Origin of the sequence: Pseudomonas sp. NEEL19 (assembly GCF_028751975.1) — a bacterium.
Taxonomy (GTDB): Bacteria; Pseudomonadota; Gammaproteobacteria; order Pseudomonadales; family Pseudomonadaceae; genus Aquipseudomonas; species Aquipseudomonas juntendi.
This window is the reverse complement of the sequence record NZ_CP081491.1, coordinates 582,940-598,855: the sequence shown is the minus strand read 5'-3', so window position 1 is coordinate 598,855 and position 15,916 is coordinate 582,940. Positions and strand designations below refer to the sequence as shown.

The 15,916-nt window shown below is 64.9% G+C and carries 11 protein-coding genes and 1 pseudogene; 11 read left to right on the top strand and 1 reads right to left on the bottom strand.

Annotated elements, in window-relative coordinates; genetic code table 11:
* Positions 1-201 precede the first annotated feature (201 nt).
* The 6 genes and pseudogenes from K4A76_RS02750 (at position 202) to accC (ending at position 8,119) form a co-directional block, all read left to right on the top strand.
* On the top strand, positions 202-1,557 hold the full coding sequence (locus K4A76_RS02750) for a diguanylate cyclase (protein ID WP_274411484.1): 1,356 nt from the start codon (positions 202-204) through the stop codon (positions 1,555-1,557).
* Positions 1,558-3,147: 1,590 nt separating this feature from the next.
* Positions 3,148-3,672, top strand: a pseudogene (locus K4A76_RS23815) (methyl-accepting chemotaxis protein); the annotation flags it as partial.
* A gap of 103 nt (positions 3,673-3,775) precedes the next feature.
* Positions 3,776-5,548 carry a protein-disulfide reductase DsbD gene (locus tag K4A76_RS02740; protein ID WP_274411482.1) on the top strand — a complete coding sequence of 591 codons (1,773 nt, stop codon included), beginning with the start codon at positions 3,776-3,778 and terminating at the stop codon, positions 5,546-5,548.
* Between the two features lie 179 nt (positions 5,549-5,727).
* Positions 5,728-6,183, top strand: a complete 456-nt coding sequence (gene aroQ / locus K4A76_RS02735; protein ID WP_003255330.1) for a type II 3-dehydroquinate dehydratase — start codon at positions 5,728-5,730, stop codon at positions 6,181-6,183.
* Positions 6,184-6,281: 98 nt separating this feature from the next.
* Positions 6,282-6,746, top strand: a complete 465-nt coding sequence (accB, locus tag K4A76_RS02730; protein ID WP_054914092.1) for an acetyl-CoA carboxylase biotin carboxyl carrier protein — start codon at positions 6,282-6,284, stop codon at positions 6,744-6,746.
* A 17-nt stretch (positions 6,747-6,763) separates the two neighbouring features.
* The gene (accC, locus tag K4A76_RS02725; RefSeq protein ID WP_009685761.1) at positions 6,764-8,119 is read left to right on the top strand and encodes an acetyl-CoA carboxylase biotin carboxylase subunit; all 1,356 of its coding nucleotides are present in this window, start codon (positions 6,764-6,766) and stop codon (positions 8,117-8,119) included.
* A gap of 203 nt (positions 8,120-8,322) precedes the next feature.
* Here the strand turns inward: accC and K4A76_RS02720 are convergent, their stop codons facing one another.
* Positions 8,323-10,176, bottom strand: a complete 1,854-nt coding sequence (locus K4A76_RS02720) for a sigma-54-dependent Fis family transcriptional regulator (RefSeq protein ID WP_274411480.1) — start codon at positions 10,174-10,176, stop codon at positions 8,323-8,325.
* Positions 10,177-10,459: 283 nt separating this feature from the next.
* Here K4A76_RS02720 and K4A76_RS02715 point away from each other — a divergent pair, with 283 nt between their 5' ends.
* The 5 genes from K4A76_RS02715 to K4A76_RS02695 are packed head-to-tail and all read left to right on the top strand — an operon-like array spanning position 10,460 to position 15,791.
* Positions 10,460-11,515 (top strand): ATP-NAD kinase family protein, encoded by a 1,056-nt coding sequence (locus K4A76_RS02715; RefSeq protein ID WP_274411478.1) that lies wholly within the window; start codon positions 10,460-10,462, stop codon positions 11,513-11,515.
* 22 nt (positions 11,516-11,537) lie between these two features.
* A complete protein-coding gene (locus tag K4A76_RS02710; protein WP_274411477.1) occupies positions 11,538-12,515 on the top strand; it encodes a thiamine pyrophosphate-dependent dehydrogenase E1 component subunit alpha in 978 nt (325 codons plus the stop codon).
* A 33-nt stretch (positions 12,516-12,548) separates the two neighbouring features.
* Positions 12,549-13,571 carry an alpha-ketoacid dehydrogenase subunit beta gene (locus tag K4A76_RS02705; protein ID WP_009685756.1) on the top strand — a complete coding sequence of 341 codons (1,023 nt, stop codon included), beginning with the start codon at positions 12,549-12,551 and terminating at the stop codon, positions 13,569-13,571.
* Positions 13,568-14,674, top strand: coding sequence for an acetoin dehydrogenase dihydrolipoyllysine-residue acetyltransferase subunit (locus tag K4A76_RS02700; RefSeq protein WP_274411475.1), 1,107 nt, complete (start codon positions 13,568-13,570; stop codon positions 14,672-14,674). The genes K4A76_RS02705 and K4A76_RS02700 overlap by 4 nt, the downstream gene beginning before the upstream one ends.
* Positions 14,675-14,726: 52 nt before the next feature.
* The gene (locus K4A76_RS02695; RefSeq protein ID WP_223809663.1) at positions 14,727-15,791 is read left to right on the top strand and encodes a 2,3-butanediol dehydrogenase; all 1,065 of its coding nucleotides are present in this window, start codon (positions 14,727-14,729) and stop codon (positions 15,789-15,791) included.
* Positions 15,792-15,916: the final 125 nt, after the last annotated feature.

Below are 15,916 nucleotides of genomic sequence, written 5' to 3'. Positions count from 1 at the left end.
GCCTGCGCCAGGGTGCCACGGCAAGCCCGCGTGGCAGCACTATAAAGCAGACACCGCCTTACGCATAAGCGACCAATCGGTCGGTAACTGAATATTCGTTCAGAACGCAATGTTGATGCAGGGCACTCATGCGAGGGAAAAGAACTGCTAGCATAGAGCCATCATTGCCCCTGCATATCCCAACCTACAAGTAGCCAGGTCATGAGCCAAGCCGTCGAGCCAAGCCCGCTGTGCCCCGACCCGCAACTGTCGCGTAGCGGCCTGCGCAAGGACGACTCCCTTGACGAGGTACTGGTGCCCCTGCGCAAGCCGGTGTACATCCTGCTGCAGGACCACGAGCGGGCCCAGCGCCTGGCCCAGCAACTGGAATTCTTCGGGCTGCTGGTGCAGGCGTTGCCCAACGCTGCCGCGTTTCTGGCTTCGGTCGGCGAATACCCGCCTGCGGCCATCATCATGGATGTCGACTTCACCGGCAGCGGCCAGGGCCTGCTGCTGGCCGCCCAGGTACAACACGGCCTGGCGCAGAACATTCCGCTGCTGTTCTTCAGCCACCACGAAGCTGACACACCGACGCGCCTGGCTGCCGTGCGCGCCGGTGGGCAGGACTTTCTGACCGGCAGCCTGGAGGCATCCAGCCTGCTGGAAAAGATCGAATTGCTGACCAACGCCGGCCCGCACGACCCATTGCGAGTGCTGATCATCGACGACTCACGCACCCAGGCGCTGCACACCGAACGGGTGCTGGCCAGCGCCGGCATGCTGACCCGCAGCCTGACCGACCCGATCCGCACCATGGCCGAGCTGGCCGACTTTCAGCCCGACCTGATCATTCTCGACCTGTACATGCCGGCTTGCACCGGCCCGGAACTGGCCAAGGTGATCCGCCACAGTGACCGCTATGTGAGCGTGCCGATCATCTACCTGTCCGCCGAAGACGACCTGGACAAGCAACTGGATGCCATGAGCGAAGGCGGCGATGACTTCCTGACCAAGCCGTTTCGCTCGCGCCACCTGATCACCACAGTGCGCAACCGTGCGGCCCGTGCGCGGCACCTGAAGGCACGCATGGTGCGTGACAGCCTGACCGGGCTGTACAACCACACCCATATCCTGCAATTGCTTGAGGATTGCAGCTTCCGCGCCCGCCGTGAGCAGCAGCCGTTGAGTTTCGCCATGCTCGACATCGACCACTTCAAGAAGATCAACGACCGCCACGGCCACCCCATGGGGGACCGGGTAATCAAGAGCCTGGCGCTGTTCCTCAAGCAGCGCCTGCGCAAGACCGACTTCATTGGCCGTTACGGGGGCGAGGAATTTGCCATCGTCATGCCCAATACCGCGCTGGAGGCCGCCTACAAGGTGCTTGACGAGATTCGTCGGCGCTTTGCCGAGATCATCTATCCGGCACAGCCGCAGGATTTGCAGTGCACCTTCAGTGCCGGGGTGGTGCAGATGGATGAGGGGCTGGACGCGTTGACCATGGCCAGCGCGGCGGATGAAGCCCTGTACCGCGCCAAGCATGCCGGGCGTAACTGTGTAGTACGGGTAGAGCGCTGAAACGGCCCTGCCGCGAGGAATCAGTAGCGCCATCAGATAGAGGCACTCCGCCACTTTTTTCTGACGCCAAGCCCTCGGCGTCATCATCCGGTCACACAATCGCCATAACTTCAGCCGCCTACCCCCACTCCCCTCCGCAGGAAGTTCGCGGCTATGCGCCTGAAGTGGCTGACCAATTTCAACACGCTGTTGCTGGTGACTGTGTGTTTCACCCTGGCCGCTACCCTGTGGTGGTCGCAACGGGCGCTGGAACGGCCCTATCAGCTGATGGAGCGCTACCTGGGCCTGTCCCAGCAGTTCCAGCAGCAGGTGGCGGGCAATATCCACGCCTACCTGGGCAGCGGGGATGCCCTGCGCCATGCCGCCGCCACGCAGGCCATCCAGCAACTGCAGGGCGCCCTGGCCGACTGGCCCGCCGAACTGGCGGCCAACCTGCGCCCCAGCCTGGCCAGCCTGCAGGCCTTCACCGGCAACGAACTGCTGGCGGCCGGCAAGCTGGCTGGCGACCCGCAAGCGCTGCTGTTGCAGGCCGAACGGGAATTGGGGGCCAATTTCGAGCAACTGGCCGGCTACGCCCGCGACAGTGGCACTGCCGAGGCCAACCGCTATTTGCTCCCGCTGCTCGACGCCAGCGTGCACCTGGGCCGGCTGGCACTGGCCCGCGACAAGCTGGTCAGCAGCGGCCGCCCGGAGCTTGCTGACGAAGTGGAGCGTGAGTTGCAACTGATCCGCAGCCAGGCACAGGCTATCGATGCCCTGCCCTTGCTCGGTGTCACCCGCGCTGCTGCCTCTGGTGCCGACGACTTCGCCGCCATGATGGGCCTGCAAACCCAGGCCAGCGCCCGGCAGGAAGACATCGCCGTGGGCCTGAAGCGTGAGCTGCAAAACCTGCTGGGCCGCTACCCGGCCGAATTGCAGCGCACGCGCGGACAGATCGAGCGCCGTGCCGCCCTGGCTGCCAGCACCGGCCAGCGCCTGGAAGCCGTACAGCAGGCCATCGCCGCGCTGGAACCGCAAGTGCGCGCCCAACATGGCCAAATTGCCGGCGAGGTGCGCATCATCCAGGGTTTGATGATCGCCCTGATCCTGTTCATCGCCCTGTTGATCGATACCCTGCAGCGGCGCCTGGCGCGCACCCTGACCGGCCTGGCCCCGGCGCTATCGTGCTGGGCCGAGGGCGACTTCGCCCAGGTGATCGCCCTGGGCAAGACCAACCGCGAACTGCATGACATTCAGGCATCGCTCAACCGCCTGCGCCAGTACCTGGTCGAACTGGTGGGCACCATTCGCCACAACGCCGAACAAGTCGCCGGCAGCAGCCATGCCCTGGCCGGCATGAGCGCCGCGCTGCACGATGGCGCCCACCGCCAGGCCGGCGATACCGGGCAGATCCGCGACGCCTTGGGCGAGCTGGAAGCCACCATTCAGCAAGTGGCCGGTGACGCCAGCGCTGCCGCCCATGCCAGCCGCGATGCCGGGCGTGCGGTGGAACAGGGCCAGGCGGTGATTGGCCAGAGCCTGTCGGGCTTGCGGGAACTGGTCGATGAGGTACAGGGCAATGCGCGCATGATCGAGCAACTGGCCGAAGAATCGGCCACCATCGGCGGCGTGCTGACGGTGATACGCTCGATTGCGGAACAGACCAACCTGCTGGCGCTGAACGCCGCCATCGAAGCGGCCCGGGCTGGCGAGATGGGCCGCGGCTTTGCCGTAGTGGCTGACGAGGTGCGTTCGCTGGCGCAGCGCACCACCGGGGCTACTGGCGAAATCCAGGCACTGATCGACCGCTTGCAACAGGCGGCGCGGGAGTCGGTGGCCGGCATGCGCACCCAGCTCGAACACGCCGAAACCACCGCCAACCAGGCCCAGGCCGCCGATGGCGCGCTGGATGAGATCGTCAGCGCGATCCGCACGATCGCCGATACGGCGGTACGCATTGCCGACGTCACCGCGCAACAGACTGGCGCGGTGAGTGAGATTCGTGATCATAGCGAGCGGATTCACACGTTGGGTGAAGACAACCTGCAGCGCATTGGTGAAGGGCGTGAGCAGGGTGAGCAATTGCTGAGCCTCGGCGGGGAGCTGAGCAAGGCGGTGCGGGCCTTCAGGGTCTGAGGCCGGCACAGGCAATACACAAGTGGCGCCAGGTGTCGCCGTCCCTTTCAACCTGCGCCAACTCCGTTATCATGCCCGGCACGTTCCACCTCGCGAGTTCGCCATGCGCCGCCTGTTTTTCCTGCTGTTCCTGCTGCTGGCCAGCCCTGTCTTCGCCACCGGCCTGCTCGACAACCGCCCCAGCGCCACCCTCGGCGCCGCTTCGCTGGCCAACAACGCCGACTTCCTGCCAGTGCACGAGGCGTTCAAGCTCGACCTGATCCAGGCCGATGCGCACACCATCAAGCTGCGCTTCATCGCCACCGACGGCTACTACCTCTACCGCCACCGCTTCCAGTTCCACACCGAACCCGCCGACATCGCCTTGGGCACGCCGAACATCCCCAAGGGCGAGGCTAAGCACGATGAGTTCTTCGGCGACGTGGAGGTGTACCACGGCGTGCTCGATATCGAACTGCCACGCAACGATCCGCGCGCCTTTACCCTGCTGGTGGGGTATCAGGGCTGTGCTGACAAGGGCCTGTGCTACCCGCCGGAAACCGCCCGGCTGAGCATCGATGGCGAAGCCGGCACAAACACCCCTGACGCAATCGAGCAGGCCTGGAGCTGGAAATCGCTGCTGCTGTTCTTCCTCGCCGGGGTCGGCCTGACCTTCACCCCCTGTGTGCTGCCGATGCTGCCGATTCTCTCCGGCGTGGTACTGCGCGGGCAGGTCGGTGGGCCACGCGGGCTGGCGCTGTCGCTGGCGTACGTACTGCCAATGGCCGCCAGCTTCGCCGCACTCGGCGCGCTGATGGGCTTGTTCGGCGCCGGCCTGAACCTGCAGGCACGCCTGCAATCGGCTTGGGTACTGGTGCCCTTCGCGCTGTTTTTCGTGGTGTTCGCCCTGGCCATGTTCGGCCTGTTCGAACTGAAGCTGCCGCAAGCCCTGAATAACCGCCTGAACAACGTCGCCAACCACACCAAGGGCGGTTCGCTACTGGGCGCTGCAGTACTCGGCGTGCTCTCCAGCCTGCTGGTTTCGCCCTGTGTGTCGGCGCCCCTGGCAGGCGCGCTGCTGTACATCAGCGCCAGCGGCGATGCCTTGGGCGGGGCGCTCAAACTGTTCGCCCTGGGCCTGGGCATGGGCGCGCCACTGTTGCTGGTGGCCACCGGTGGCGCAGCTTGGCTGCCGAAAAGCGGCCCTTGGCTGAACACCGTGAAAAACGCCATCGGCGTACTGCTGCTGGGGCTGGCCATCGGCCTGCTCAGCCGGGTGCTGCCAGGCCCGGTAACCCTGTTGCTGGTCGGCCTGCTTGCCGCAGGCGTGGCACTGTTCCTCGGCGCCTTGGAGTTCGTGGTCAAGACTGCGCGCCAGCGCCTGGCGCAACTGCTCGGCCTGGCCTTGCTGGTATACGCGCTGGCTTGCTGGTATGGCGCCCTCAGTGGCCAGGGCGACCCGCTGCGGCCACTGCCCGTGCCCAGCCAGGCGGCCAGCGCTGGCACTACCGCGGCCACAGCGCAGGCCTGGCAAACCATCACCACCCCGCAAGCCCTGGATGCCGCGCTGGCACAGGCCAAGGCAGCCGGCCAACCGGTGTTGCTGGACTGGTACGCCGACTGGTGCATCAGTTGCAAGGTCATCGAACACGAGGTGCTCAACGCCGCCCAGGTGCAGCCGCAACTGGCGGCGTTCAAGCTGCTGCGGTTCGACATCACCGCAAGCAACGCCGAGCAACGCTCGCTACTTGACCGGTACCAACTTTTCGGCCCGCCTGCGCTGTTGTTCTTTGCCGCGAACGGCAGCGAAATTACCGCCGATCGGGTGATTGGCGAGATAAATGCCGGGGAATTCGCGCAGATTCTCACGCGCGTGCGCGGCAAACTCGGTCTATAACTTCCCGCGGGCCGGGAAAAATCCTCGATTAGGTGACCAGATTTAAATATTTGGTCACATACTTCGCGCGAATCTCGGACATCGTGCTGGCTATTGCCGGGAACTGGACACTTGCCGTCGCTTTACGGCACACTCGCCGCGCTGTGTCGAATTGCCCTACAAATCCAAGGAATCCACAGATGGCAACGCTACTGGTGCTTCACGGCCCCAACCTCAACCTGCTCGGTACTCGCGAGCCTGGCCACTACGGCGCCGTGACCCTGGCCCAGATCAACCAGGACCTGGAGCAACGTGCCCGCGCCGCAGGCCACCATCTGCAGTACCTGCAGAGCAATGCCGAATACGAATTGATCGACCGCATTCATGCGGCACGCAACGAGGGTGTGGACTTCATCCTGATCAATCCGGCTGCTTTCACCCACACGAGCGTCGCATTACGTGACGCATTGCTTGCGGTGAGCATCCCATTCATCGAAGTGCACCTGTCCAACGTGCACAAACGCGAACCGTTCCGTCACCACTCCTACTTTTCCGATGTGGCCGTAGGGGTGATCTGCGGCCTGGGCGCCAGCGGTTATCGCCTGGCCCTGGAGTCTGCACTGGAACAACTGGCTGCCAACGCACAGCCCAAATGATGAAAACCCCGGCCTCGATGGGCCGGGGTTCCAGAGAAACGTTCTAGATACGTTTTTGTATTTCGCCCCCTGACCGAACCTTTGGGAGTTGATGATTAATGGATATCCGTAAAGTCAAGAAACTGATCGAGCTGCTGGAAGAGTCTGGCATCGACGAGCTGGAGATCAAGGAAGGCGAAGAGTCGGTTCGTATCAGCCGTCACAGCAAGACCCCAGCTGCCCAGCAGTTCTACGCACCGGCCCCGATGGCTGCCGCCCCGGCCGCTGCTGCCCCGGTCGCCGCTGCTGCGCCAGCCGCCGAAGCCGCTGCTGCTGCCCCGGCGCTGAAAGGCACCGTGATCCGTTCGCCAATGGTAGGTACCTTCTACCGCAAACCTTCGCCGACCTCGCCGAACTTCGCTGAAGTTGGCCAGAGCGTGAAGAAGGGCGACACCCTGTGCATCGTCGAAGCCATGAAGATGATGAACCACATCGAAGCCGATGTTGGCGGTGTCATCGACGCCATCCTGGTAGAAGACGGCCAGCCGGTTGAGTTCGACCAGCCGCTGTTCACCATCGTTTGAATCGCGGAGAGCCAACGATGTCTGGGAAGCTCGAAAAAGTCCTGATCGCCAACCGCGGGGAAATTGCCCTGCGGATCCTGCGTGCCTGCAAAGAGCTGGGCATCAAGACCGTCGCCGTGCACTCCACTGCCGACCGTGAACTGATGCACCTGGGCCTGGCAGACGAGTCGGTCTGCATCGGCCCTGCATCGTCGAAGGATTCCTACCTGCATATCCCGGCGATCATCGCTGCCGCCGAAGTGACTGGCGCTACCGCGATTCACCCGGGTTACGGCTTCCTGGCGGAAAACGCCGATTTCGCCGAGCAGGTGGAAAAATCCGGTTTCGCCTTCATTGGCCCGAAAGCCGACACCATTCGCCTGATGGGCGACAAGGTTTCGGCCAAGGACGCGATGATCAAGTCGGGCGTACCAACCGTTCCGGGCTCCGATGGCCCGCTGCCGGAAGACGAAGAAGTCGCCTTGGCAATCGCCCGTGACGTCGGCTACCCGGTGATCATCAAGGCCGCCGGTGGCGGTGGTGGTCGCGGTATGCGCGTGGTGCACAAGGAAGAGGACCTGATCGCCTCGGCCAAGCTCACCCGCACCGAAGCCGGTGCTGCCTTCGGCAACCCGATGGTCTACCTGGAAAAGTTCCTGACCAACCCACGCCACGTGGAAGTTCAGGTGCTGTCCGACGGCCAGGGCAACGCCATTCACCTGGGTGACCGCGACTGCTCGCTGCAGCGTCGCCACCAGAAGGTCCTGGAAGAAGCACCAGCCCCGGGTATCGATGAAAAGGCCCGCCAGGAAGTGTTCAAGCGCTGCGTCGATGCGTGCATCGAGATCGGCTACCGCGGTGCCGGTACGTTCGAATTCCTGTACGAAAACGGCCGCTTCTACTTCATCGAGATGAACACCCGGGTGCAGGTTGAACACCCTGTGTCGGAGATGGTCACCGGTATCGACATCGTCAAGGAGATGCTGAGCATCGCCGCTGGCAACAAGCTGTCGTTCCGCCAGGAAGACGTTGTCATCCGTGGCCACTCGCTGGAGTGCCGGATCAACGCCGAGGACCCGAAGAAGTTCATCCCGAGCCCAGGCAAGGTCAAGCACTTCCATGCACCGGGTGGCAACGGCGTGCGCGTGGATTCGCACCTGTACAGCGGTTATTCGGTACCCCCGAACTACGACTCGCTGATCGGCAAGCTGATCACCTACGGCAAAGACCGTGACGAAGCCATGGCGCGCATGCGCAATGCCCTGGACGAGATCGTCGTCGACGGCATCAAGACCAACATCCCCCTGCACCGCGACCTGGTGCGTGATGAAGGTTTCTGCAAAGGCGGCGTCAACATTCACTACCTCGAGCACAAACTGGCCAACCAGGAGTGATCGTGTAGTGTGATGGACCAGAACCCCGGACTTGTGCCGGGGTTTTTTATTGCTTAGCCAAGGCTCACACACCCCCTGTAGGAGCGGCCTTGCGTCGCGAAAGGGCCGCGAAGCGGCCCCGGCAATATCTGCGGCGAAGCTGAGATCGTGGGGCCGCTGCGCGCCCCATCGCGACACAAGGCCGCTCCTACAGGGACCGCAGGTTACCCCTTCATCCGCGGCATCTCGATACGGTGCTCATGCACCCGCCGATACAGGGTAGCCCGCGAAATGCCCAACGCCCGCGCCGCATCGGCCGGCTTCCAGCGATGGCGGATCAGCGCATCCAGCAACAGTTGCCGCGCCGGGCACGACACCCCGCTTGCGACCGAGCCTACCGCCCCACCCCGCACCTCCTGCGGCAAGTCCTGCACCCGCACCTGCCCGCCCTCGCAGACCGCACAGGCATAGCGCAACACCTGCCGCAGCTGGCGCAAATTGCCTGGCCAGCGATAAACCAGCAGCGCCTGCAAGGCATCGTCCGCCAGTACAACTTCGACGCCACAGGCCGCGGCCTCTTCGGCCAGCAATTGGTGAATCAGCCCCAACCGGTCCTCCCGCTCACGCAGCGGCGGCAACTCGAAGCGGGCATTGGCCAGGCGGAAGTACAAGTCTTCGCGGAAACGCCCGTCTTCTACCATTGCCGCCAGATCACGGTGGGTGGCACAGATCACCTGGATATCCACCCGCTCCCGCCGCGCCGCGCCCAGCGGCGCCACTTCGCCCTCGGCCAGCACCCGTAGCAACCGGGTTTGCAGGTTCAGTGGCATATCACCGATCTCGTCGAGGAACAACGTACCGCCGTGGGCCTGCTGCAATAGCCCTTGCATGCCTTTGCTGGAAGCACCGGTGAAAGCCCCCGCCACATAACCGAACAACTCGCTCTCGATCAGGCTCTCGGGGATGGCTGCACAGTTCAGGGTTACGAAGGGGCCGTCACGGCGCTGGCTCTGCTGGTGCAGCTGACGGGCGAACACCTCCTTGCCGGCCCCGGTTTCACCCAGCACCAGCACGGCCAGGTTGCAGTCCTTGAGGCGGGTAGCCAAGCGCAGATGCTGTTCGATGCGGCTGTCCTGGGCCTGCTGCAGCGGTTGCGCCCGCTGGCGTTGCCGAGGGGCGCTGACCCGGCCGTACAAACCACCCAGGCCAGGCAGGCGCTGGGCCGACGACGCGCTGACCCGGCGTAGCTGGTCCATGTCGAACAGCTCGCCAATGTGCGCCGGCAAACGGCCCAGGCGTTCGACCAGGCGCTGCCGGGCCAGGCTGTTGATGGCCTGCAGGCGACCATCGGCATCCCAGGCCAGCAGGTAATCAGGCTGGCTTTCCACATAGCCCGGCGTGCCATGGGCGCGCATCACCCAGTGGCCCTGGGCAGTGTGCATGAAAAAGGCGTTTTCGATGTCGCGAGCGGTTTGCTCGACCAGCTGACGGATCAGGTGCTGGCTGCGGCGGTCGTCCGGTGACTGCAAGGCAGACACATCCACCACCCCCAGCAACTCGCCCAACGGGTCGAACACCGGTGCCGCCGTGCAGGTCAGGCCGATGAACGCCGCCCGGAAGTGGTCGCGCTTGTGCACCGTGACCGGGGCTTTGCTGGTGAGCACCGCCGCCACGCCACAGGTACCCTCCTCGCCCTCCGACCAGCAAGTGCCCAGGTACAGGCCGGCTTTGCGACAGTCGTTGCGAATGGCCGATTCGACCCGGTAGTCGATGGTGCGCCCTTGGGCGTCGGTCAGCAGCACGCAATAGTCGGCGCCCCGTACGCGCTCGTGCAGGCGGGCCACGGCGTCGCTGGCGATGCGCAGAAACAGCTGCGCGCGTTCACGGCACTCATTGAGCAGGCTTTGGGAAAGGATGCGTGGGCCCTGCTGGGAAGCGGGGTCCAGGCGGTACAGCTCCATGGAACGGCGCCATGAATCGAGGATCAGCGGCGGTACCGGCGCCTGTGGCAGGCGGTCGGCATTCTTCAGCACCCTGCTGACGCAATCGACATGGGCTCGGGAGTTCGCGGCAAGCATTCGGGCCCTCCGGTTCTCGTTGCTGTTTTTATCGTTGTTCGGCCATTAAGCGCTTGCGCGCCCGCCCCGACAAGCACTGTGTGGCTACCGGCTGGCTTGAGACGCAGCGTCTCAGCGTCTCGCTCAACGCAGCTGCGCACTGGCACCGGGCGTCTCGCCGTACCCGCCCTGCAGCCGCCACCAAGGCAGGCCAAAGCGCTCTGCAACGGCCCCTTCGGCGCCCTTGGGCAAAGCTGGCACCGCCCTTGCTCCAGTCCTGGCAAACAAGAATACGAGGTGCGCCATGCCGCTACCCGCCCCGCTCGTCGGGATCATTGCCAACCCTGCCTCCGGCCGTGACCTGCGCCGCCTGACGGCCAGCGCCGGGCTCTATTCGAGCACCGACAAGGCTTCGGCAATTCAGCGCCTGCTGGCCGCCTTCGGCGCCACCGGCATCGGCCAGGTGCTGCTGCCCAGCGACATGACCGGCATCGCCGCCGCCGTGCTCAAGGCCAGCCAGGGCCCGGCTGCGCTCGACCAGCACTGGCCAGCCATCGAAATACTCGACCTGCCGTTGTCGCAGACCGTAGCCGACACCCGCCTGGCCACCCGACGCATGGTCGAGCGCGGTGTGGCGCTGATCGCCGTGCTGGGGGGCGATGGCACCCACAAGGCCGTCGCCGCCGAGGCGCAAGATGTGCCACTGCTGACCCTCTCCACCGGCACCAACAATGCCTTCCCCGAACTGCGCGAGGCCACCAGCGCCGGTCTTGCCGGCGGCCTGCTGGCCACCGGCCGGGTACCGCCCAGCATTGGCCTGCGCCGCAACAAGCGCCTGTTGGTGACAGTGCCGCAGCAGCAACTGGCCGAATGGGCCCTGGTGGAAGTGGCAGTGTCACCGCAGCGTTTCATTGGCGCCCGCGCACTCAGCCGCAGCGAAGACCTTGCCGAAGTTTTCGCCTGCTTCGCCGAACCGCATGCCATCGGCCTGTCGGCGCTGTGTGGCCTGTGGTGCCCGGTGTCGCGCCAGGCCCCGCACGGCGCCTGGGTTCGCCTGGCACCCGGCGCTGAACAGGCACTGCTCGCGCCGCTGGCCCCCGGCCTGCTGCAAGCCTGTGGCATCACCGCCAGCGGCACGCTGCTGCCCGATGTCGCCCACCGCCTGAGCCTGGCCAGCGGCACCCTGGCCCTGGACGGCGAGCGCGAAATCGAATTCGCCGAACACGACACCCCCACCATCACCCTCGACCACCGCGGCCCGCTCAGTGTGGACGTCGAGTCCGTGCTGGCGCATGCCGCCCGTCACCACCTGCTGGCCGTGCCTCGCGGCCATCGGCTGCACCCTGCAAACCCGTGTTGAGACAACCCCGGAGAACAACAACATGTCCAATCAACTCAGTACCGAACAACTGCTGCATGCCTATGAAGTGATGCGCACCATCCGCGCCTTTGAAGAACGCCTGCACGTGGAGTTCGCCACTGGCGAAATCCCCGGTTTCGTGCACCTCTACGCCGGCGAAGAGGCCTCGGCTGCCGGGGTCATGGCCCACCTGCGCGACAGCGACTGCATCGCCTCGACCCATCGCGGCCATGGCCATTGCATCGCCAAGGGCGTGGACGTGTACGGCATGATGGCCGAAATCTACGGCAAGAAGACCGGCGTATGCGGTGGCAAGGGTGGCTCGATGCACATTGCCGACCTGGAGAAAGGCATGCTCGGGGCCAACGGTATCGTCGGCGCCGGCGCCCCACTGGTGGCCGGCGCGGCGCTGGCGGCCAAGCTCAAGGGGCGCGACGACGTGGCGGTGGCCTTCTTCGGCGACGGGGCCTCCAACGAAGGCGCGGTATTCGAAGCCATGAACATGGCGTCGATCATGAACCTGCCGTGCATCTTCGTCGCCGAGAACAATGGCTACGCCGAAGCCACCGCCTCCAACTGGTCGGTGGCCTGCGACCACATCGCCGACCGCGCGGCCGGCTTCGGCATGCCCGGGGTGACCATCGACGGCTTCGATTTCTTTGCCGTGTACGAGGCCGCCGGTGCGGCCATCGAACGCGCCCGTTCCGGGCAAGGCCCATCGCTGGTCGAGGTCAAGCTCAGCCGCTACTACGGCCATTTCGAGGGCGACGCGCAAACCTACCGCGCGGCGGATGAAGTCAAGAACCTGCGCGAATCGCGCGACTGCCTGATGCAGTTCCGCGACAAGACCACCCGCGCCGGCCTGCTCACGGCCCAGCAGCTGGACGCTATCGACGCACGCGTCGAGGACCTGATCGAAGACGCTGTGCAGCGCGCCAAGTCCGACCCCAAGCCACTGCCCGCCGACCTGCTCAGCGATGTCTACGTCGCCTACCCCTAAGCCGCGCATTACAAGAACAACAGGAGAACCACCATGGCAAGAAAGATCAGCTACCAGCAGGCCATCAACGAAGCACTGGCCCAGGAAATGCGCCGCGACGACAGTGTGTTCATCATTGGCGAGGACGTTGCCGGCGGTGCCGGGGCGCCCGGTGAGGAAGACGCCTGGGGTGGCGTGCTGGGCGTGACCAAGGGCCTGTACCACCAGTTCCCGGGCCGAGTACTGGACGCTCCCCTGTCGGAAATCGGCTACGTCGGCGCAGCGGTCGGTGCCGCCACCCAGGGCCTGCGCCCGGTGTGCGAGCTGATGTTCGTGGACTTCGCCGGCTGCTGCCTGGACCAGATACTCAACCAGGCTGCCAAGTTTCGCTACATGTTCGGCGGCAAGGCAGTCACCCCGCTGGTGATGCGCACCATGTACGGCGCAGGCCTGCGTGCAGCGGCCCAGCATTCGCAAATGCTCACCTCGCTGTGGACGCACATTCCAGGCCTGAAGGTGGTGTGCCCCTCCTCGCCATACGACGCCAAGGGGCTCCTGATTCAGGCGATCCGTGACAACGACCCGGTGATCTTCTGCGAGCACAAGCTGCTCTACAGCATGCAGGGCGAAGTGCCGGAAGAGGTGTACACGGTACCCTTCGGCGAAGCCAACTTCCTGCGTGATGGCGACGACGTGACCCTGGTCACCTACGGGCGCATGGTGCATGTAGCCTTGGAGGCCGCCAACAACCTGGCCCGCCAGGGCATCGACTGCGAAGTACTGGACCTGCGCACCACCAGCCCGCTGGACGAAGACAGCATTCTGGAAAGCGTGGAAAAAACCGGCCGCCTGGTAGTCATCGACGAAGCCAACCCGCGCTGCTCGATGGCCACTGATATCAGTGCCCTGGTGGCGCAGAAGGCTTTCGCTGCGCTCAAGGGCCCGATCGAGATGGTCACCGCACCGCACACCCCGGTGCCGTTCTCCGACGCCCTGGAAGACCTGTACATCCCTGACGCGGCGAAGATCGAGGCCGCCGTGCGCAAAGTGATCGAAGCTGCAAGGAGTGCCGCATGAGCCAGATCCATACCCTGACCATGCCCAAGTGGGGCCTGTCGATGACCGAGGGCCGGGTAGACACCTGGCTCAAGCAGGAAGGCGACCCGATCACCAAGGGCGACGAGGTGCTGGACGTCGAGACCGACAAGATCAGCAGCAGTGTCGAGGCCCCGTTCAGCGGCGTGCTGCGCCGCCAGGTGGCCAAGCCGGATGAAACCCTGCCGGTGGGCGCGCTGCTGGCCGTGGTCGTGGAAGGCGAAGCCGAAGAGGCCGAGATCGATGCCGTGGTGCAGCGCTTCCAGGCCGAGTTCGTCGCCGAAGGCGGCGCCGACCAGGCCCAGGGCCCGGCCCCGCAAAAGGCTGAAGTGGGTGGCCGCCTGCTGCGCTGGTTCGAGCTGGGTGAAGGCGGCACGCCGTTGGTGCTGGTGCACGGCTTTGGCGGCGACCTCAACAACTGGCTGTTCAACCACCCGGCGCTGGCGGCCGAGCGGCGGGTGATCGCCGTGGATCTGCCGGGGCATGGCGAGTCGGCCAAGGCCCTGCAGCGCGGCGATCTGGATGAACTGAGCGAGAGCGTGCTGGCCCTGCTTGACCACCTGGGCATTGCCAAGGCGCACCTGGCGGGGCATTCGATGGGCGGTGCAGTCAGCCTGAACGTGGCGCGCCTAGCCCCGCAGCGGGTGGCCAGCCTGAGCCTGGTGGCCAGTGCCGGCCTGGGTGAAGCGATCAACGGGCAATACCTGCAAGGCTTCGTCAGCGCAGCCAACCGCAATGCCCTGAAGCCACAGATGGTGCAGCTGTTCGCCGACCCGGCGCTGGTCACCCGGCAGATGCTGGAAGACATGCTCAGGTTCAAGCGCCTGGAAGGCGTTGACCAGGCCCTGCAGCAATTGGCTGCGGCACTGGCCGACGGCGACCGCCAACGCCACGACCTGCGTGGCGTGCTGGGGCAGCACCCGGCGCTGGTGGTGTGGGGCGGCAAGGACGCGATCATCCCGGCCAGCCATGCCGAAGGGTTGGAGGCCGAAGTACTGGTGCTGCCCGAAGCCGGCCATATGGTGCAGATGGAGGCGGCCGACCAGGTCAACCAGCAATTGCTCGCATTCCTGCGCAAGCACTGAACCTATTCCGTGAGCCTGGAGAACAGCCATGAATGACTTGAGCCACACCCACATGCGCGCTGCCGTATGGCATGGCCGCAACGACATTCGCGTAGAACAGGTCCCCCTGCCAGCCGACCCGGCGCCAGGCTGGGTGCAGATCAAAGTGGACTGGTGCGGCATCTGCGGCTCCGACCTGCATGAATACGTCGCCGGCCCGGTATTCATCCCGGTCGAGGCGCCGCACCCGCTGACCGGCATCCAGGGCCAGTGCATCCTCGGCCACGAATTCTGTGGTCAGATCGCCAAACTGGGTGAGGGCGTCGAAGGCTTTGCCGTCGGCGACCCGGTGGCTGCAGACGCCTGCCAGCATTGCGGCACCTGCTACTACTGTACCCATGGCCTGTACAACATCTGTGAACGCCTGGCCTTCACCGGCCTGATGAATAACGGCGCCTTCGCCGAGTGGGTCAATGTGCCGGCAAACCTGCTGTACCGCTTGCCGCAGGGCTTTCCGGCTGAGGCTGGCGCGCTGATCGAGCCGCTGGCGGTGGGCATGCATGCGGTGAAGAAGGCCGGCAGCTTGCTGGGCCAGACCGTGGTGGTGGTGGGCGCCGGCACCATCGGCCTGTGCACCATCATGTGCGCCAAGGCAGCTGGTGCGGCGCAGGTAATTGCGCTGGAAATGTCATCTGCGCGCAAGGCCAAGGCCAGGGAAGTCGGCGCCAGCGTGGTGCTCGACCCGAGCCAGTGCGATGCCCTGGCAGAGATTCGCGCGCTTACCGGCGGCCTGGGGGCGGATGTGAGCTTCGAGTGCATCGGCAACAAGCACACGGCCAAACTGGCCATCGACACCATCCGTAAGGCCGGCAAGTGCGTGCTGGTAGGCATTTTTGAAGAGCCCAGCGAATTCAACTTCTTCGAACTGGTATCCACCGAGAAGCAGGTGCTGGGGGCATTGGCGTACAACGGCGAATTTGCCGATGTCATTGCCTTCATTGCAGACGGGCGGCTGGACATTCGCCCGCTGGTGACCGGGCGGATCGGGCTGGAGCAGATTGTCGAGCTAGGGTTTGAGGAACTGGTGAACAACAAGGAGGAAAACGTGAAGATCATCGTGTCGCCAGGCGGGCATTGATTGCACCTCAACCTGTGGGAGCGAGCGTGCCCGCGAAGCCGACGACTCGGTAGATGGCACCGGCTTCGCCGGTGTTCGCGGGCACGCCCGCTCCCACAGGGGTTGCGCCAGCTTTTAAGACAGGT